Raw genomic sequence first — 16,119 nt, 5'->3', positions numbered from 1 at the left:
CTTAAATCTTTGCCGCCAGCACCGCGAGCTTGCCCAGTGTCTGATGACCCAGTTCCACCGCGCCAAACCCCACCGCCATGGCACGGGCCGCCGGACTGGGAAAGGTCATCTCATACCTTATCCGGGTGGCATCGCCGTTGGCGGTCAGGGTCATCACCACCTCATTCGGGGATTCGTCATCAGCGCCGGAATCGAGCAGAAAATCAATCTGATACGCCTCCATCCGCGTGTAGCGGTGGCGGTTCGGCCAGACCTTCCCATCTGGCCCGGTCATGTCAAACAGCCAGTGCCCGCCAGTCCGCAAGTCGATGTCATGCGTGCGGCAACTATACCCGTCTGGGCCGAACCATTGCGGCAACAGCGCAGGATCGGTCCAGCACCGCCAGACCTTTGCGACCGGGGCGGCGATCAGCCGCGACAGGGCAATCGACCGACCGCTCATAGCGTTGCCGCCAATGCGTCAAGCTGCGCCGCTGCTGCGCCCCAGCCAGCCTCAAATCCCATATCCTCATCCGCTTTGCGCTGATCGGGGGTGCGGTGCATCGCGATGGCCCGGTACAGCGTGCCACTGCCTTCGGGTTCCATAAGGATAATGGCTGTAAAGCCAAAGCTTTCCGCAACCGGGCGATAGCCGGGGCCAAGCAGATCGGTCCAGACCAGCCGCCGCTGCGGCTCGACCTCCAGAATGCAGCCCGCCCCAGTTTGGCTTCCCATGTCGGGAATATCCATCGTAGTCGCGAAGATGCCACCGGGGCGCAGGTCGATTTTGACATCCCGCGTCACCACTGGCTTGGGCGCAAACCACTGCGCCAGCAGCGCAGGTTCCGTCCAGCAGCGCCAGACTTTTGCGGGCGGCGCTTTCAGATGGCGTATCAACTCAAGGTCAGTGTCGAGGTTCTGCGTCATCGTCATCCTCCAGCGTTTCAAGAAAGGCTTCCAACCGGTCGGTCCGCGCCTCCCATTCGGCACGGGCTTCGGCCAGCCAGTCGCTTGCAGCATCCAGCGCAACCGGCACCGCGCGGCACAGCCTTGTGCGGCCGCGCTTTTCCGTTTGTATCAGCCCTGCGTCTTCGAGCACCGACAGGTGGCGCAGCACGGTGGGAAGCGCAAACCCGGTCGGGGCCGCAAGGGCGGACACCGGCACAACCCCCTGCCCCATGTGCCGCAAAAGGGCACGGCGCGTGGGATCACCAAGCGCGTGAAAGATGCGGGACAGGTCGGGATCATACTTAGCCATATAGATTAGTAACACAGTCCCGGCCCAAGCGCCAAGATAAACTTAGCCAATCAGCTTTGTTTCTACTCTTAGCGAAACCGGAAAGCTGTCATCTGATTTTTTGGTCAAATAACATGACCGCATTTATTGCCTCTGGAAGGTTTTCTGACTATCTGTGCCACTACAGCATACCACGGCATCCCATCGGGCACCGAAACCAGAGACGAGGACAGCATGACAGAGCGCATCGCCATCACCGGGCTGAAAGTTGACGCCCGCCTTGTGGATTTCGTCGAAAAGCAGGCGCTTCCCGGCACCGGGATCGACAGCAACAGTTTCTGGCATGGTTTTGCCGGGGCGGTAGAAGACCTGATGCCAAAGAACCGCGCACTTTTGCAAAAGCGTTCCGCGTTGCAGGCGCAGATCGACGACTGGCACAAAGCCCGTCGCGGTCAAGACTTTGATGCGCAGGCTTACCGCGCGTTTCTGAGCGACATTGGATATCTGGTCCCAGAAGGCCCTGATTTCAGCATTGAAACCACCCAGACCGACCCCGAGATCGCCCTTGTGCCCGGCCCGCAGCTTGTGGTGCCGGTAATGAACGCACGTTACGCGCTGAACGCGGCCAATGCGCGCTGGGGCAGCCTGTATGACGCGCTGTATGGCACGGATGCTTTGGGCGACCTGCCCGCGGGTAAAGGCTATGACGCAGACCGCGGCGCGCGTGTCATTGCTTGGGGCCGCGCGTTTCTGGATGATGCGACCCCGCTGGCGGGCGCCTCATGGGCTGAGGTTCAGGGCTTCCGCGTGGCAGGTGGGCAGCTTCAGCTTGAAACCGCAAAGGGTGCCGCTGGCCTTGCCGACCCGTCGCGCTTTGCAGGCTATGTGGGGGATGCAGACGCACTCACCACCATTGTCTTGAAAAATAACGGCCTGCACATCGCGCTGCATATTGATGCGTCCAGCCCGATCGGCAGCGATGATCTGGCGCATGTGTCTGATATCCGCCTGGAGTCGGCCATGTCGGCGATCATGGATTGCGAAGATTCGGTCGCCGCCGTGGATGCTGTGGACAAGGTGCTGGCCTATAGCAACTGGCTGGGGCTGATGAAGGGCGATCTGGCCGAGACGATCACCAAAAACGGCAAGGACAGCACCCGCCGCCTGCACCCAGACCTGTCATTGACGGCCCCAGATGGCACCCCCCTGACGCTCAAAGCGCGCGCGCTGCTTTTGGTACGCAATGTCGGCCACCTGATGACCAACCCTGCGATCCTTACCGAAGATAACCGCGAAATCGGCGAAGGCATCATGGATGCGTTCCTGACGACGCTGTGCGCGATGCATGATCTGAAAAAGACCGAAGGATTGCGCAATTCGACCATGGCATCTGTCTATGTGGTCAAGCCAAAGATGCACGGCCCCGACGAAGTGGCCTTTGCCTGCGAAATCTTTGACCGGGTGGAACAGGTTCTTGGCCTGCCGCGCCATACGGTCAAGCTGGGCATCATGGATGAAGAACGCCGCACCAGTGCCAACCTGCGCGAATGCATCCGTGCCGCCAAGGATCGTGTGGCCTTTATCAACACCGGCTTTCTGGACCGCACCGGCGACGAGATTCACACCAGCATGGAGGCTGGGCCAATGGTCCGCAAAGGCGACATGAAGGCATCAAGCTGGATCAAGTCTTATGAAGACCGCAACGTCGATATCGGCCTTGCCTGCGGCCTTCAGGGCCGCGCACAGATCGGCAAGGGCATGTGGGCCGCGCCCGATCTGATGGGCGATATGCTGGCGCAAAAGATCGCCCACCCGCAGGCGGGGGCAAACTGTGCATGGGTGCCTTCGCCCACCGCCGCAACGCTGCACGCCACGCATTACCACCGTGTCGATGTGCTGGCCCGGCAGGCCGAGATTGCCAAGGGCGGCCCACGTGGCACGCTGGACGCGCTGCTGACCATTCCGCTGGCGCAGGGTGCCAACTGGTCAGAGGAAGATATCCGGCAAGAGGTGGAGAACAACGCGCAAGGCATCCTTGGCTATGTGGTGCGCTGGATTGATCAGGGGGTCGGCTGCTCCAAAGTGCCCGATATCCACGATGTTGGCTTGATGGAAGACCGCGCCACCTGCCGTATTTCATCGCAGGCGCTGGCAAACTGGCTGCATCATGGCGTGGTCGGCGAAGATCTGGTCATGGCCGCGATGCGCAAAATGGCGGCGGTGGTGGACCGCCAGAACGCGGATGACCCGCTGTATCAGGCGATGGCACCCGGCTTTGACGGGGTTGCATTCCGCGCGGCATGTGATCTGGTGTTCAAGGGCCGCGAGCAACCCTCGGGCTATACCGAACCCGTTTTGCACGCACGTCGACTGGAAAAGAAGGCAGAGGCAGCATGAGCATTTCGATCAAGAAAGCCCGCACCATCATCAAGACCACTTTAGCCAAAGGCCGTGAGGCGGGAATGAAGCCCTTGTCGGTTGTGGTGGTTGATGCAGGTGGTCACACCATCGCATTCGAGCGCGAGGATGGCGCCGCACCGGGCCGCTATGCACTGGCGCATGGCAAGGCACATGGCTGCATCATGCTGGGCCTGCCCGGCAGCGCCATTCAGGCTCGCGCCGACAGCCAGGCGTATTTTGTGCAGGCGATGAACGGGCTGTATGGCGGCGATTTCGTGCCGGTCAAAGGCGGTGTTCTGGTGCGCGATGCCAAGGGCAATACGCTTGGTGCCGTTGGCGTGACGGGCGATTCATCCGACAATGACGCCCTGGCCGCCACCGCCGGGATCGAGGCCGCCGGCCTGATTGCAGAGGCCTGACCATGACCCCAGCACAAGTTCCCGAGGTGACCTTTCACACCCGCGTGCGCAATCCAGATCTTGCGGGTCCGAACCCTTTTGAATGGCGCGACGTGACCACGGATGAGCTTTTCGCCGGGCGCCGGGTCGTGCTGTTTGCCCTGCCGGGGGCTTTTACCCCCGCCTGCTCGGAAAGCCATCTGCCAGGGTTTGAGGCCGCCTATGACAGCTTTGTCGATCTGGGAATTGACGAGGTGATCTGCCTGTCAGTCAATGACGCCTTTACCATGCACCAATGGGCAAAGGCGCAGAACATCAACAAAATCAGGATGTTACCTGACGGTAATGGCGACTTCAGCCGGCTGATGGGCATGCTGGTAGACCGCTCGGCGCAAGGGATGGGGCTGCGGTCTTGGCGCTATGCCATGCTGGTCGAAGACCGCCAGATCACCGCACTGTTTGCAGAACCCGGCCTGCGCGACAACCCGCCGGGCGTGCCGGTGCTGCGCTCGGACGCGGCCACGATGCTGGCGCATCTGCAGAACCGCTGACCTGCGCAGGATCAACCCAGATCCAGTGCAATGGCATGAACCCTCGTATTAAGGTCGCCAAGGGCTGCGTGGACTGCGCGGTGACGCGCAACCCGGCTCATCGGGGCCAGAATGTCGGACCGCAGCACTATACGGAAATGGCTTTCGCCAGAACCATCATCGCCGGAATGCCCGGCATGTTTGTGACTTTCATTCACAATTTCAATATGTTGCGGTGAAAATGCGGCCCTTAGCCGCTGATCCATGTCATGCTTCACGGTCATTTTTGTCTGCGCCCCCTTCAATCTGCCGCCCAAACCCCTAAACTGTGCCGCCCGAGTCGGAAAGATGCGGGACGCAGGAAAGGCAGACCATGGTCACGAAACCCCCATTCGAATTCGACATCCGCGTCTCAGCGGACAAGAAACGCAAGAAGACCACACGGCGGGGAATGTCGGGTGCCTTTGATACGTCGAACAAGCCATGCGACTTTCCGGGCTGTGCCGAAGCGGGGGCGTATCGCGCGCCCAAAAGCCCGGATCTGCTGGATGAGTTTTTCTGGTTCTGCAAAGATCACATCCGCGAATACAATCTGAAATGGAACTTCTTTCAGGGCACATCTGACGACGATTTCCAGAAGTTTCTGGATAAGGACCGGCTGTGGGAACGCCCTACAAAGCCATTCAGCCGCAAGGACGATGGCCGGGCCTGGGCCCGTCTGGGGGTCGATGACCCGATGTCGCTGCTGGGGGAAAAAGCCACGCAAAATCCGGGCAGACCGGCTGGAACCTCGACCCGCAAACTGCCCCCGACCGAGCGCAAGGCGATCGAAATACTGGACGCCCGCGACACCTGGACCAAGACCGAGATCCGCAAGCAGTACAAATCGCTGGTCAAGGATCTTCATCCTGACATGAATGGCGGCGACCGGTCAGACGAAGACCGCCTGCAAGAGGTGGTCTGGGCCTGGGACCAGATCAAGGACAGCCGCTATTTCCGGGAATGACGGCGCCCCCGCAAGGGGGGCGCCATCCTGTGCGCAGATATCCGGTCAGGCGGCCCGGAACGTCAGCGCCGCCCCGTTCATGCAATAGCGCTTGCCTGTCGGCTGTGGCCCGTCCCCAAATACATGGCCGAAATGCCCACCACAACGGCGGCAATGCACCTCTGTGCGCGTGCCAAACAGGCTGCGGTCATCCTTGGTGCCGACGGCGTTCTGCAACGGCTGCCAGAAGCTGGGCCAGCCGGTGCCGCTGTCGTATTTATGCGCGGATGAGAACGCAGGCAGATCACACCCGGCGCAGTGATAGGTGCCGGTGCGCGTTTCAGTGTCCAGCGGGCTGGTGAAGGCACGCTCTGTCGCCTCCTCGCGCAGCACGCGGTAGGGCAGATCGCCCAGCTTTGCGCGCCATTCGGCATCGGTCAGCTTGTATTCAAAATTCCCATCGGCGCCCCAGGCCGACGGGCCAAAGGCAAACAGGGCCACGCCCCCCAATACAACTGCACGTCTGTTCATCGTCGCCTCCATCATATGCGAACTCTATGCTGTCTATACGCGGCATTGGGGACAAAGGTTTCGGCCTCACGCAAACGGGAACTGGTGCCCTTCCCCTTGAACCCCTCTGTGTTATGTTCCACAACTCCACAAGATTTGACCAAACGACCGAAACAAGGCGAAGCAGGATGCTGGATCACGCGATGAAACCAACCGAGGAAATTTCTGTTCGTGAGGTGTTCGGCATCGACACCGACATGAAGGTCAAGGGTTTTGCCGACCGCACCGACCGCGTGCCGGAAATCGACACCACCTATAAGTTCGATCCCGATACCACTTTGGCGATTCTGGCGGGCTTTGCCTATAACCGCCGGGTAATGATCCAAGGCTATCACGGCACGGGAAAATCGACGCATATCGAACAGGTGGCCGCGCGGCTGAACTGGCCCTGCGTGCGGGTGAACCTCGATTCCCACATCAGCCGGATCGACCTGATCGGCAAGGATGCGATCAAGCTGCGCGACGGCAAGCAGGTGACCGAGTTCCACGAAGGCATTCTGCCATGGGCCTTGCGCAACACGGTGGCGATTGTGTTCGACGAATACGACGCAGGCCGGGCGGATGTGATGTTCGTAATCCAGCGTGTGCTGGAAACCGATGGCAAGTTGACCTTGCTGGACCAGAACGAGATTATCACTCCGAACCCATATTTCCGCCTGTTTGCCACCGCAAACACTGTGGGCCTTGGCGATACGACCGGGCTGTATCACGGCACCCAGCAGATCAACCAGGCCCAGATGGACCGCTGGAGCCTTGTGGCCACGCTCAACTATCTGTCCCACGATGCCGAGGCGGCCATCGTGCTGGCCAAATCGCCGCATTACAACACCGAAGCCGGGCGCAAAAAGATCAGCCAGATGGTGACTGTGGCCGATCTGACCCGGACCGCGTTCATGAATGGCGACCTGTCCACCGTCATGTCACCGCGCACAGTGCTGAATTGGGCACAAAACGCCGAGATTTTCCGCAACGTGGGCTACGCGTTCCGGCTGACGTTCCTGAACAAATGTGACGAGTTGGAACGGCAGACGGTGGCAGAGTTCTATCAGCGCTGCTTTGCCGAGGAACTGCCGGAATCAGCCGCCTCCATGGCGATGAAATAAGTCGGTAGGGCGGGGTTCACCCCGCCTGTGCCACATCGGCGGGGTGAACCCCGCCCTACCGGGGCGTATGATGACCAAACCCACCGACAACCCAGCAGATCCGTTCAAAAAGGCTCTGGCCGAGGCCACGAAGGTCATGGCTGACGACCCGGAGATGACCGTCACCTATTCGGTGGACCCGCCGGGCATGAACCGCGACGGCGTTCGTCTGCCGCAGGTCAGCCGCCGCATGACACGCGACGAGGTTCTGCTGGCCCGTGGCACCGCCGACGCCTTTGCACTGCGCCGCAAGTTCCATGATGAGGGCGTGTCGGCCCGCTATGCGCCCTCTGGGCAGCTGGCGCGCGACATCTATGACGCGATGGAGACCGCGCGCTGCGAGGCAGTGGGCGCGCGCGCCATGCCGGGGACCGCTGGCAATATCGACGCCAAAATCGCGCATGAAGCCGACCGAAAGGGCTATGGCCAGATCACCAACAGTCAGGACGCGCCGCTGTCGGTGGCTGCGGGCTATCTGGTGCGCCATCTGGCGACCGGGCGTGATTTGCCGCCGGGTGCAGCCAATGTCATGAACCTGTGGCGCGGGTTTATCGAGGAACAGGCCAGTGGCACGCTGGACAACATCGACCATGTGCTGTTCGATCAGGCCGCCTTTGCCCGCCTTGCGCGCAAGGTGATTTCAGACCTTGGCTACGGCGATCAACTGGGCGACGATCCCGACGCGCCTGACGATGACCAAGCCGATGACGAGGCGCAGGAAGACGAGGACAGCCCCGAAAGCCAGGGCGACGAGCAGTCGGAGCAAGACGAATCCGAGGCCAGCCCCGAGCGCAGTCAGGAAGACCAGCAAGACCAGTCTCAGGCGCAGGTCTCGATGGAAGACAGCGCCGATATGGAACAGGGCGACGAGGCCGAACTGCCCGAGGGCGAAGCCCCGCTGGAGCCGCCACCGCCTGCCCCGCATTCCTCGGCTGACCCGAATTACATCGTTTACACCACTGAATTCGATGAAGAAATCCGCGCCGAAGATCTGGCCGAACCAGCTGAACTGGAGCGCTTGCGCGCGTATCTGGACCAGCAGCTTGAACCGCTTAAAGGCGCTGTCAGCCGCTTGGCCAACAAGCTGCAACGCCGCCTTCAAGCGCAACAGAACCGCAGCTGGGATTTCGACCTTGAGGAAGGCACGCTGGATGCGGGCCGCCTTGCGCGCGTGGTGGCCAACCCGACCACGCCCTTGTCTTTCAAGCAGGAAAAGGACACCGAGTTCCGCGACACCTGTGTGACCATATTGCTCGATAACTCCGGCTCGATGCGCGGACGGCCGATCAGCATTGCCGCAATCTGCGCTGATGTGCTGGCGCGCACGCTGGAACGCTGCTCGGTCAAGGTCGAGATCCTTGGCTTTACAACCCGCGCTTGGAAGGGTGGGCAAAGCCGCGAGCGCTGGCTGGCCCAAGGCCGCCCGCAGCAACCGGGGCGGTTGAACGACCTGCGCCACATCATCTACAAAGGCGCCGATGCCCCGTGGCGGCGCACCCGGCCAAATCTGGGGCTGATGATGAAAGAGGGGCTGCTGAAGGAAAACATCGACGGTGAGGCACTGGAATGGGCGCACCGCCGGGCTGCGGCCAGACCCGAGGCGCGCAAGATCCTGATGGTGATTTCAGACGGCGCCCCTGTGGATGACAGCACCCTGTCGGTCAACCCTGCGAATTTTCTGGAAAAACACCTGCGTGATGTGATCGCGATGGTGGAGCGCAAAAAGGCGGTCGAGCTGATCGCCATTGGCATCGGCCACGACGTGACCCGTTATTACAACCGTGCGGTGACGATCACCGATGTGGAGCAGTTGGCCGGGGCGATGACCGAGCAACTGGCGGGGTTGTTCGACACCGATCCGCGCAAACGTGCCCGAGTGATGGGGATGCGGCGCGCGGGATGAGGGTGCCGCTGCCCTCCGGGCGGGGCAAATGGGGCGCTGCCCCCTCGGCCTTTGGCCTCACCCCCGGAGTATTTGAACCAAGGTGAATGCTATGTTCCAGAGCTTTGACAACCATGCCACGCCAGAACAGGGGCCGCCCCGTCTGGTGGCCCTGCGTGAGGTTTTGGCACGTGAGGGCTTGGCCGGGTTCATCGTGCCGCGCGCTGATGCGCATCAGGGGGAATATGTGGCCGCGCGCGACGAGCGGTTGCAATGGCTGACCGGATTTACAGGGTCCGCGGGTTTTGCTGTGATTTTGCGCGATGTGGCGGGTGTGTTCATCGACGGGCGCTACCGGGTGCAGGTCAAGGCGCAGGTCGATCTTGGGCATTTCACGCCCGTGCCTTGGCCCGAGATAAAGCCCGGCGACTGGATCACCGAGCATCTGAGCGCGGGCGAGGTCGGGTTTGACCCCTGGCTGCATACTGCCGATGACATTGCGGCGCTGCGGGCGGTGCTGGAGCCTGCGGGGCTGGGTTTGCGCGCCACAGAAAATCTGGTCGATGCGATCTGGCCCGACCAGCCCCCACCCCCTTGCGGCTTGGCGTTTGTGCATCCTGATGCTCTGGCGGGCGATAGCAGCGCCGACAAACGCGCCCGGCTGGCCGAGGGCTTGCGCAAGGCCGGTCAGCGGGCGGCGGTGATCACCTTGCCCGACTCGATCTGCTGGCTGTTGAATATCCGTGGCGCCGATGTACCCAAGAATCCGGTTCTGCATGGCTTTGCCATTCTGCACGATGATGCGCGCTTGACCCTGTTCGCCGATCCGGCCAAGCTGGATGATGCCACGCACGCCCATATGGGCCCACAGGTCAGCCTGCGCCCGCCTGAGGCCTTTGTATCCGCGTTGCGCAGCCTGTCCGGTCCGGTGCGGGTGGACAGGGCAAGCGCGCCTCTGGCGGTCAGTGACGCGCTGACCGAGGCGGGAATCGCGGTCGCATGGGGCGAAGATCCTTGCCGCCTGCCAAAGGCCCGCAAGACCTCAGCCGAGATTGAGGGGATGCGCGCGGCCCATTTGCGGGACGGCGCGGCGGTGGTGGAGTTACTCGCATGGCTTGAAAGTCAACCGCAGAGCACGCTGACCGAGATTGATGTGGTCACAGCGCTGGAAGGGTTCCGCCGCGCCACCAATGCGCTGCATGATATCAGCTTTGATACCATCTGCGGCGCGGGGCCAAATGGGGCGATCATGCATTACCGCGTAACGCGTGAGACGAACCGGCCGGTGCAGAACAATGAGCTGCTGCTGGTGGATTCGGGCGCGCAATATCGTGACGGCACCACCGACATCACCCGCACGGTTGCCATGGGCGATCCGGGCGCGGATGCGCGGGCCTGCTATACCCGTGTGTTGCAAGGCATGGTTGCCATTTCGCGCGCACGCTTTCCCAAAGGGGTTTCGGGGCGCGATCTGGACCCGCTGGCGCGGGTGGCGCTTTGGGTCGCTGGGCAGGATTTTGACCACGGCACCGGGCATGGTGTAGGGGCGTTTCTAAGCGTGCATGAGGGGCCGCAGCGGATCAGCCGACTGTCAGAGGTGCCGCTGGAACCCGGCATGATCTTGTCGAACGAACCTGGCTATTACCGCGAGGGCGCGTTTGGAATCCGGCTGGAGAACCTGATCGTGGTGCAGGTCGCGCCTGATCTGGGCGACAACCGTGCGCAGTACAGCTTTGAAACGCTGACCTTTGTGCCGCTGGACCGTCGGCTTATCGTGACGGCCATGCTGGCCCCCGCCGAGCGGGAGTGGCTTGACGCGTATCACGCCGAGGTGCTGGCAAAGATCGGACCGCGGGTCGGCGGGGGCACGCTGGAGTGGCTGACGGCGGCCTGCGCGCCGCTCTGACAACGGCTAGGCAGACACCGCGACGGACCGGATACGGTCCACCATCGCCCGCACCCCGTTTGACCGCTGCGCCGACAAATGGTCGTTCAGCCCCAAGCGCCCCAATTCGGCGGGCGCATCCACGGCGGCGATCTGATCGACCGGCACGCCGGAATAGAGCGCGTGCAGAATAGCGATCAGCCCGCGCACGATCATCGCATCACTGTCCCCCTGAAAATCAAACTGGCCGTCTGCCACGACCGGGCGCAGCCAGACCTGACTGGCGCAGCCATCGACTTTCAGTGCAGGCACCTTGAATTCGTCGGCCAAGGGCGGCATGGCTTTGCCCAATTCGATCACATGACGATAGCGGTCTTCCCAATCGTCCAGAAAATCGAAGGTCTCGGCAATATCTTCAAACGCGGGGGTGGCCATAATCGGGGCTCCTTTGCATTGTGAGGTAATGCCCGACCCTGCATACGTCCAGCCCCTTTGCCCGAAATCAACACCCGCCCTTTTCAAAAGCCGACGCATCGGCTACCCAATATCAAAGCGAAGATGGATGGACCAATGAAACGCCCTGTGACCGCTGCCCTTGTTGCCGTTCTGGTTCTGACCTCTTGTGGGCCGGTGCGCGACTCGCGGCTTAACCCGTTCAACTGGTTTGGTCGGTCAGAGCGGGTGGAAACCATCTCACCGCTGCAAGAAAAGCGCGATCCTAGGCTGTTAGTGGCCGATGTGGTGTCACTGACCATCGAGCCTTATTCCGGCGGGGCTATCGTGCGGGCCACCGGGGTTATGGAAACCCAAGGCTGGTGGCAGGTTGAGCTGGTTGAGGTCAAAGGCGATGACCCCACACATCTGGTGCTAGATTTCCGCACCCTCCCCCCGGTCACGCAAACGGCTGTCGGCACCGTGCGTTCGCGCGAGGTTACGGCCGCAATGACCGTCTCCCCGCGCAGGCTAGAGGATATCTCGCGCATAACCGTTCAGGGAGAGCGGTCAGCCCGCACCACCCGCCGGTAAGATCACAGGCGGACGACGCGCACTTCGTTGCCCTTGGCCGACAGGGCGATTTCGCCCCGGCACAGGCGCAGGGCATCATCGCCAAACGCTTCTTTGCGCCAGCCGCCCAAGGCTTCAACCTCGCGCCCGCCAGCGGCGATGGCATCAAGGTCTGCGGACGAGGCGATGAGCTTTGGCGCGACGCCCAGACTTTCCGATTTTGCCTTGAGCAAGACCCGCAGCAGATCGGCCAGCGCCGGGTTGACCTGAATTTGCTCGCGCTCATCCGCAACCTTTGGCATGTCTTCGGGTTTCATCGAAAGCCCGGCATTGACCGCCGCCAGAATGCCTTCAGCAATCTCTGGCTTGCGGCCTTCGCGCATCAACAGACGCGACCGACCCAGTTCCTCGACCGAGGTGGGCCGGGTTGAGGCCAGTTCAAGCAAAGCATCGTCCTTCATCACCCGGCTGCGCGGCACGTTGTGTTTTTGCGAATACTCCTCACGGAAGCGCGCCAACTCTTTGACCACAGCCAGAAACCGGCCCGAGGTGGTGCGGGTCTTGATCCGCAGCCACGCCTCATCCGGGGTGGTGGTGTAGGTGTCGGGGTTGGTCAGCACCGACAGTTCTTCGCCCACCCAATGCGACCGGCCGTTCTTGGCCAGTTGGGCCGCCAGCCATTCGTAGATCACCCGCAGATGGGTGACATCAGCCAGCGCATATTCCTTTTGCGCATCGGTCAGCGGGCGGCGGGACCAGTCGGTAAAGCGGCTGGTCTTGTCCAGATTTTCCTTGGCAATCTTGCGCACCAGCGTCTCATACCCGACTTGCTCGCCAAAGCCGCAGACCATGGCGGCGATCTGGGTGTCGAACAGCGGTTCGGGAAAGACATTGCCCTCGACAAAGAAAATCTCCAGATCCTGCCGGGCTGCGTGGAACACCTTGACCGTCGCGGTATGGCGGAACAGGTCATAGAGCGGCTCCATGCTCATCGCCTCGCCCTCAATCGGATCGACAAGCACCGCATCACCGTTCTTGCCGGGAAGCGCCATCTGGATCAAGCACAACTTTGACCAGTAGGTCCGCTCGCGCAGGAACTCGGTGTCGATAGTCACATATGGTTGGGATTTGGCTGCCTCGCAAAATGCGGCGAGATCTGTCGTCGTCGTGATGGTGCGCATCGGTCGCAACTTTCAAGGGGCCGCGGGGGCATCCCGCAACAGGTGTTCTTTCGCTATAGGCGGCAGCTTTCTCCTTGAAAAGCCCCTGACACGCCCGTTTCCCAGTTTTCCGCAAGACAGGTGATTCGAAAGGTGGTTAACTAAAGGTTAAATCGAGCAAAAAAAACGTGGCTAAAATGCCCGACGTCGAACTCTTTCTGCGCGGCGATCAAATCGCCACTTATGGGTCCGCCTCCTCTACAGGGAACGGAAACAATATGATTGTGAGCTTGTCAGGCGTAGCAACGCTGGGCAATGCCAACACCTATTACCGGGCTGTTGTGCGACAGGTGGGAAATGGCCAGACGAGCTTTGGCAACGGGCAGTTCGTTGATATCTACGTCTGGCCTGATGATGACCCGCCCGATCCGCCGATTTACAGCAGCCTGAACCCCCAGCACGACCAGTTTCAGGGGCGTGCTGGATCTGATGGGCATCAGATCTTTACCAGCCCGGCGCGGATCGTGTTTCAGATGGAACCGATCACAGATGGCACCATTCAATATGGGCCGGGGATATTTCCCCCGCGCAATACCCGGTTGCCGTTTGACTCGTTTCCGACCAATCCTCCAGCCATTCCCTGTTTTGTCGAGGGCACGCTGATCAGGACCGCGCGCGGAGAGGTTCCGGTCGAATGCATCCGGCCCGGTGACCGCCTGCAAACAATGGACAACGGTTACAGCCCCGTGGTCTGGGCCGGACGGCGCAAGGTGTGTGGGTTGGGGCGTATGGCCCCGATAAGATTCGAGGTCGGGGCGGCTGGCAACCGCCGAAAGCTGCTGGTGTCGCCCCAACACCGCATGTTGGTCGAGGGCTGGCGTACCGAATTGATCATGGGGAAACCGCAAACCATTGCGGCAGCGGCGCATCTGGTGAACGGGCGCACTATCCGCCGGGTGCGCAGACCGATGATCACCTATGTGCATCTGCTGTGTGAAGAACATCAGGTGATCTTTGCCGAAGGTGCTGCCACTGAAAGCCTGTTTCCCGGTGGCAAGTCGCTGTTGGCCTTTGATCAGCCTGCCCGTGATGAAATCCGCAGGCTTTTCCCATCGCTTTGCCCCGTCCGTGGCACAGGAAGCGGCGTTGTCCGCCCTGTCATGAACGGCGTTACGGCGCGGCAGGTGTTGGCCTAGGCCGAGCCCTCAAGCATCAAGGGGGTTCGATCGCCTGCCACAAAGCGGCGCAATACCTGCGGATAAAGCAGGTGTTCCTGGATAAGCACCCGTGCCGCCAGCGTCTCGGCGGTGTCGCCCGGCAAGACCGGCACCACAGCCTGCCCAAGGATCGGCCCGGCATCCAGTTCTGCCGTCACCTCATGCACGCTGCACCCGGCCTGCGCGTCGCCCGCGTCAAGCGCGCGCTGATGGGTGTGCAGGCCGGGGTATTTTGGCAACAATGACGGGTGGATGTTCAGCATCCGCCCTTCAAACTGGCGTACAAAATCGGGGGTCAGCACGCGCATGAACCCAGCAAGGCACAAGACATCGGGCTTTGCGGCAAGGATAGGTTGCAAAAGCTGCGCCTCAAACGCCGCGCGGTCTCGGCCAAAGGAGCGGTGATCAACCGCCGCCGTCGCCACGCCATTCGCCGCCGCTTTGGCCAGCCCCGCCGCCTGAAGGTCATTGGATGCGACCAGAACGGGCGTGGCAAAGCCGCCGTCGTGCATCGCCTGCACCAGCCGAAGCATATTCGAGCCACCCCCGGATATCAGGATGGCAACGCGTGTCACAGCAGGCGGCCCTTGTAGATCACGCCCTCACCTTTGACGACCCGACCCATATGGACAACCGTTTCACCTTCGGCGCGCAAAAGGTCGGCGATTGCCTCGGCCCGGTCCTCGGCCACCACCAGCATCATGCCGATCCCGCAGTTAAAGGTTTTCAGCAGTTCTGGCTCAGACATGTTGGCCGTCCGCGCCAGCCAGTCGAACACCGGCGGCAGGGTCCACGCACCCAGATCAATCTGGCAGGCCAGCCCATCGGGGATCACGCGCGGCGGGTTCTCTGTCAATCCGCCTCCGGTGATATGGGCCAAGGCGTGAACGCCCCCGGCCCGCACGGCTGCAAGCGATTGCTTTACATACAGTCGTGTGGGCGCCAGCAGTGCCGCGCCCAATGTGCCCTCACTGAACGGCGAAGCCGCATCCCACGCAAGCCCTGACAGCTCAACCACCTTGCGCACAAAGCTGTAACCGTTGGAATGCACCCCGTCAGAGGCAAGACCCAGCAGCACATCGCCCTCAGCCACGCCTGAAGGCAGGTCAGACCCGCGCTCCATCGCGCCCACGGCAAAGCCCGCAAGGTCAAAATCGCCACCGTGATACATGCCGGGCATTTCCGCCGTCTCGCCACCAATCAGCGCGCAGCCACTGGCCTCACAGCCCGCCGCGATGCCGGTGATGATACGGGTGGCCTGATCCAGTTCCAGCTTGCCCGTCGCGAAATAATCAAGGAAGAACAACGGCTCTGCGCCTTGGCACACCAGATCGTTGACGCACATCGCCACCAGATCCACGCCGATGGTGTCAACATTGCCGGTATCAATCGCGATGCGCAGCTTTGTGCCCACGCCATCGGTCGCCGCCACCAGAATAGGGTCGGTATAGCCTGCACCCTTCAGGTCGAACAACGCGCCAAAACCGCCAAGCCCGCCCATGGTGCCCGACCGCATCGTGCGCTTGGCGGCAGGCTTGATCCGGTCGATCAGCGCGTTGCCGGCGTCAATATCCACGCCCGCATCGGCATAGGTCAACCCGTTGTGGCCTTTGGTCATCGCCCGTCTCCGTTCAGGGAATCCGCTGTTGGGCTTCCCTTACGCGTTTCGCAATCCGCGCGCAACAAACCAACCCGATCTTGGCGCGCTCAATCTTGACCCGCCCGCGTG

At 61.6% G+C, this 16,119-nt stretch carries 18 protein-coding genes; 9 read left to right on the top strand and 9 right to left on the bottom strand.

The features are described 5' to 3' along the window. Position 1: 1 nt before the first annotated feature. Genes Q8K08_RS08250 through Q8K08_RS08240 form a run of 3 tightly spaced genes read right to left on the bottom strand, consistent with a single transcriptional unit; the run spans position 2 to position 1,237 of the window. Complete coding sequence (locus tag Q8K08_RS08250) at positions 2–442, bottom strand: SRPBCC domain-containing protein (protein ID WP_304800938.1); 441 nt, start codon at positions 440–442, stop codon at positions 2–4. After that, positions 439–912 carry an SRPBCC family protein gene (locus tag Q8K08_RS08245; RefSeq protein ID WP_305249753.1) on the bottom strand — a complete coding sequence of 158 codons (474 nt, stop codon included), beginning with the start codon at positions 910–912 and terminating at the stop codon, positions 439–441. The genes Q8K08_RS08250 and Q8K08_RS08245 overlap by 4 nt, the downstream gene beginning before the upstream one ends. Continuing rightward, a complete protein-coding gene (locus Q8K08_RS08240; RefSeq protein ID WP_305249752.1) occupies positions 884–1,237 on the bottom strand; it encodes a helix-turn-helix transcriptional regulator in 354 nt (117 codons plus the stop codon). Before Q8K08_RS08240 ends, Q8K08_RS08245 begins: the two co-directional genes overlap by 29 nt. Positions 1,238–1,450: 213 nt before the next feature. Here Q8K08_RS08240 and Q8K08_RS08235 point away from each other — a divergent pair, with 213 nt between their 5' ends. From Q8K08_RS08235 to Q8K08_RS08225, 3 genes are read left to right on the top strand one after another with little or no spacing between them, the layout of a single operon-like run. Next, positions 1,451–3,613 (top strand): malate synthase G, encoded by a 2,163-nt coding sequence (locus tag Q8K08_RS08235; RefSeq protein ID WP_305249750.1) that lies wholly within the window; start codon positions 1,451–1,453, stop codon positions 3,611–3,613. Beyond that, positions 3,610–4,035: a heme-binding protein gene (locus Q8K08_RS08230; protein WP_304800949.1), complete on the top strand. Its 426-nt coding sequence runs from the start codon at positions 3,610–3,612 to the stop codon at positions 4,033–4,035. The genes Q8K08_RS08235 and Q8K08_RS08230 overlap by 4 nt, the downstream gene beginning before the upstream one ends. Before the next feature lie 2 nt (positions 4,036–4,037). After that, positions 4,038–4,565, top strand: a complete 528-nt coding sequence (locus tag Q8K08_RS08225) for a peroxiredoxin (protein WP_305249749.1) — start codon at positions 4,038–4,040, stop codon at positions 4,563–4,565. An 11-nt stretch (positions 4,566–4,576) separates the two neighbouring features. Here Q8K08_RS08225 and Q8K08_RS08220 read toward each other — a convergent pair whose 3' ends face one another. Then, positions 4,577–4,828: a BolA family transcriptional regulator gene (locus Q8K08_RS08220; RefSeq protein WP_304800956.1), complete on the bottom strand. Its 252-nt coding sequence runs from the start codon at positions 4,826–4,828 to the stop codon at positions 4,577–4,579. 89 nt (positions 4,829–4,917) lie between these two features. Between Q8K08_RS08220 and Q8K08_RS08215 the strand changes: the two genes are divergently transcribed. After that, positions 4,918–5,550, top strand: coding sequence for a J domain-containing protein (locus Q8K08_RS08215; RefSeq protein ID WP_304800958.1), 633 nt, complete (start codon positions 4,918–4,920; stop codon positions 5,548–5,550). Between the two features lie 45 nt (positions 5,551–5,595). Here the strand turns inward: Q8K08_RS08215 and msrB are convergent, their stop codons facing one another. Next, entirely contained in the window at positions 5,596–6,060 is a 465-nt protein-coding gene (msrB, locus tag Q8K08_RS08210; RefSeq protein WP_304800960.1) for a peptide-methionine (R)-S-oxide reductase MsrB, read from the bottom strand. Positions 6,061–6,227: 167 nt separating this feature from the next. Here msrB and cobS point away from each other — a divergent pair, with 167 nt between their 5' ends. The 3 genes from cobS (at position 6,228) to Q8K08_RS08195 (ending at position 11,029) form a co-directional block, all read left to right on the top strand. Next, positions 6,228–7,202 carry a cobaltochelatase subunit CobS gene (cobS, locus tag Q8K08_RS08205; RefSeq protein WP_305249748.1) on the top strand — a complete coding sequence of 325 codons (975 nt, stop codon included), beginning with the start codon at positions 6,228–6,230 and terminating at the stop codon, positions 7,200–7,202. A gap of 70 nt (positions 7,203–7,272) precedes the next feature. After that, on the top strand, positions 7,273–9,144 hold the full coding sequence (cobT, locus tag Q8K08_RS08200; RefSeq protein ID WP_305249747.1) for a cobaltochelatase subunit CobT: 1,872 nt from the start codon (positions 7,273–7,275) through the stop codon (positions 9,142–9,144). Between the two features lie 91 nt (positions 9,145–9,235). Then, positions 9,236–11,029: an aminopeptidase P family protein gene (locus Q8K08_RS08195; protein ID WP_305249746.1), complete on the top strand. Its 1,794-nt coding sequence runs from the start codon at positions 9,236–9,238 to the stop codon at positions 11,027–11,029. 6 nt (positions 11,030–11,035) lie between these two features. Here the strand turns inward: Q8K08_RS08195 and Q8K08_RS08190 are convergent, their stop codons facing one another. After that, positions 11,036–11,443 carry a SufE family protein gene (locus tag Q8K08_RS08190; RefSeq protein WP_304802261.1) on the bottom strand — a complete coding sequence of 136 codons (408 nt, stop codon included), beginning with the start codon at positions 11,441–11,443 and terminating at the stop codon, positions 11,036–11,038. Between the two features lie 135 nt (positions 11,444–11,578). Between Q8K08_RS08190 and Q8K08_RS08185 the strand changes: the two genes are divergently transcribed. Continuing rightward, the gene (locus Q8K08_RS08185) at positions 11,579–12,034 is read left to right on the top strand and encodes a hypothetical protein (RefSeq protein WP_304802263.1); all 456 of its coding nucleotides are present in this window, start codon (positions 11,579–11,581) and stop codon (positions 12,032–12,034) included. 2 nt (positions 12,035–12,036) lie between these two features. Here the strand turns inward: Q8K08_RS08185 and rnd are convergent, their stop codons facing one another. Further along, the gene (gene rnd, locus Q8K08_RS08180) at positions 12,037–13,194 is read right to left on the bottom strand and encodes a ribonuclease D (protein ID WP_305249745.1); all 1,158 of its coding nucleotides are present in this window, start codon (positions 13,192–13,194) and stop codon (positions 12,037–12,039) included. A gap of 257 nt (positions 13,195–13,451) precedes the next feature. Here rnd and Q8K08_RS08175 point away from each other — a divergent pair, with 257 nt between their 5' ends. Continuing rightward, positions 13,452–14,369: a Hint domain-containing protein gene (locus Q8K08_RS08175; protein WP_305249744.1), complete on the top strand. Its 918-nt coding sequence runs from the start codon at positions 13,452–13,454 to the stop codon at positions 14,367–14,369. On the opposite strand, the gene purN is transcribed toward Q8K08_RS08175, so the two are convergent. Both purN and purM read right to left on the bottom strand, forming a co-directional pair. Then, complete coding sequence (gene purN / locus Q8K08_RS08170; protein WP_305249743.1) at positions 14,366–14,965, bottom strand: phosphoribosylglycinamide formyltransferase; 600 nt, start codon at positions 14,963–14,965, stop codon at positions 14,366–14,368. The genes Q8K08_RS08175 and purN overlap by 4 nt on opposite strands. Beyond that, a complete protein-coding gene (gene purM, locus Q8K08_RS08165; RefSeq protein WP_304802271.1) occupies positions 14,962–16,008 on the bottom strand; it encodes a phosphoribosylformylglycinamidine cyclo-ligase in 1,047 nt (348 codons plus the stop codon). Before purM ends, purN begins: the two co-directional genes overlap by 4 nt. Positions 16,009–16,119: the final 111 nt, after the last annotated feature.

The organism is Pseudotabrizicola sp., from assembly GCF_030684215.1.
Taxonomy (GTDB): domain Bacteria; phylum Pseudomonadota; class Alphaproteobacteria; order Rhodobacterales; family Rhodobacteraceae; genus Pseudotabrizicola.
Note: the sequence above shows the minus strand (reverse complement) of the source record. Positions and strands in the feature narration are given on the sequence as shown.

What these genes read in the sequence shown, in the direction of transcription:
- Q8K08_RS08250 (WP_304800938.1), bottom strand. Translation starts at nt 442, where the DNA reads ATGAGCGGTCGGTCGATTGCCCTGTCGCGGCTGATCGCCGCCCCGGTC.
- Q8K08_RS08245 (WP_305249753.1), bottom strand. Translation starts at nt 912, where the DNA reads ATGACGATGACGCAGAACCTCGACACTGACCTTGAGTTGATACGCCAT.
- Q8K08_RS08240 (WP_305249752.1), bottom strand. Translation starts at nt 1,237, where the DNA reads ATGGCTAAGTATGATCCCGACCTGTCCCGCATCTTTCACGCGCTTGGT.
- Q8K08_RS08235 (WP_305249750.1), top strand. Translation starts at nt 1,451, where the DNA reads ATGACAGAGCGCATCGCCATCACCGGGCTGAAAGTTGACGCCCGCCTT.
- Q8K08_RS08230 (WP_304800949.1), top strand. Translation starts at nt 3,610, where the DNA reads ATGAGCATTTCGATCAAGAAAGCCCGCACCATCATCAAGACCACTTTA.
- Q8K08_RS08225 (WP_305249749.1), top strand. Translation starts at nt 4,038, where the DNA reads ATGACCCCAGCACAAGTTCCCGAGGTGACCTTTCACACCCGCGTGCGC.
- Q8K08_RS08220 (WP_304800956.1), bottom strand. Translation starts at nt 4,828, where the DNA reads ATGACCGTGAAGCATGACATGGATCAGCGGCTAAGGGCCGCATTTTCA.
- Q8K08_RS08215 (WP_304800958.1), top strand. Translation starts at nt 4,918, where the DNA reads ATGGTCACGAAACCCCCATTCGAATTCGACATCCGCGTCTCAGCGGAC.
- msrB (WP_304800960.1), bottom strand. Translation starts at nt 6,060, where the DNA reads ATGAACAGACGTGCAGTTGTATTGGGGGGCGTGGCCCTGTTTGCCTTT.
- cobS (WP_305249748.1), top strand. Translation starts at nt 6,228, where the DNA reads ATGCTGGATCACGCGATGAAACCAACCGAGGAAATTTCTGTTCGTGAG.
- cobT (WP_305249747.1), top strand. Translation starts at nt 7,273, where the DNA reads ATGACCAAACCCACCGACAACCCAGCAGATCCGTTCAAAAAGGCTCTG.
- Q8K08_RS08195 (WP_305249746.1), top strand. Translation starts at nt 9,236, where the DNA reads ATGTTCCAGAGCTTTGACAACCATGCCACGCCAGAACAGGGGCCGCCC.
- Q8K08_RS08190 (WP_304802261.1), bottom strand. Translation starts at nt 11,443, where the DNA reads ATGGCCACCCCCGCGTTTGAAGATATTGCCGAGACCTTCGATTTTCTG.
- Q8K08_RS08185 (WP_304802263.1), top strand. Translation starts at nt 11,579, where the DNA reads ATGAAACGCCCTGTGACCGCTGCCCTTGTTGCCGTTCTGGTTCTGACC.
- rnd (WP_305249745.1), bottom strand. Translation starts at nt 13,194, where the DNA reads ATGCGCACCATCACGACGACGACAGATCTCGCCGCATTTTGCGAGGCA.
- Q8K08_RS08175 (WP_305249744.1), top strand. Translation starts at nt 13,452, where the DNA reads ATGATTGTGAGCTTGTCAGGCGTAGCAACGCTGGGCAATGCCAACACC.
- purM (WP_304802271.1), bottom strand. Translation starts at nt 16,008, where the DNA reads ATGACCAAAGGCCACAACGGGTTGACCTATGCCGATGCGGGCGTGGAT.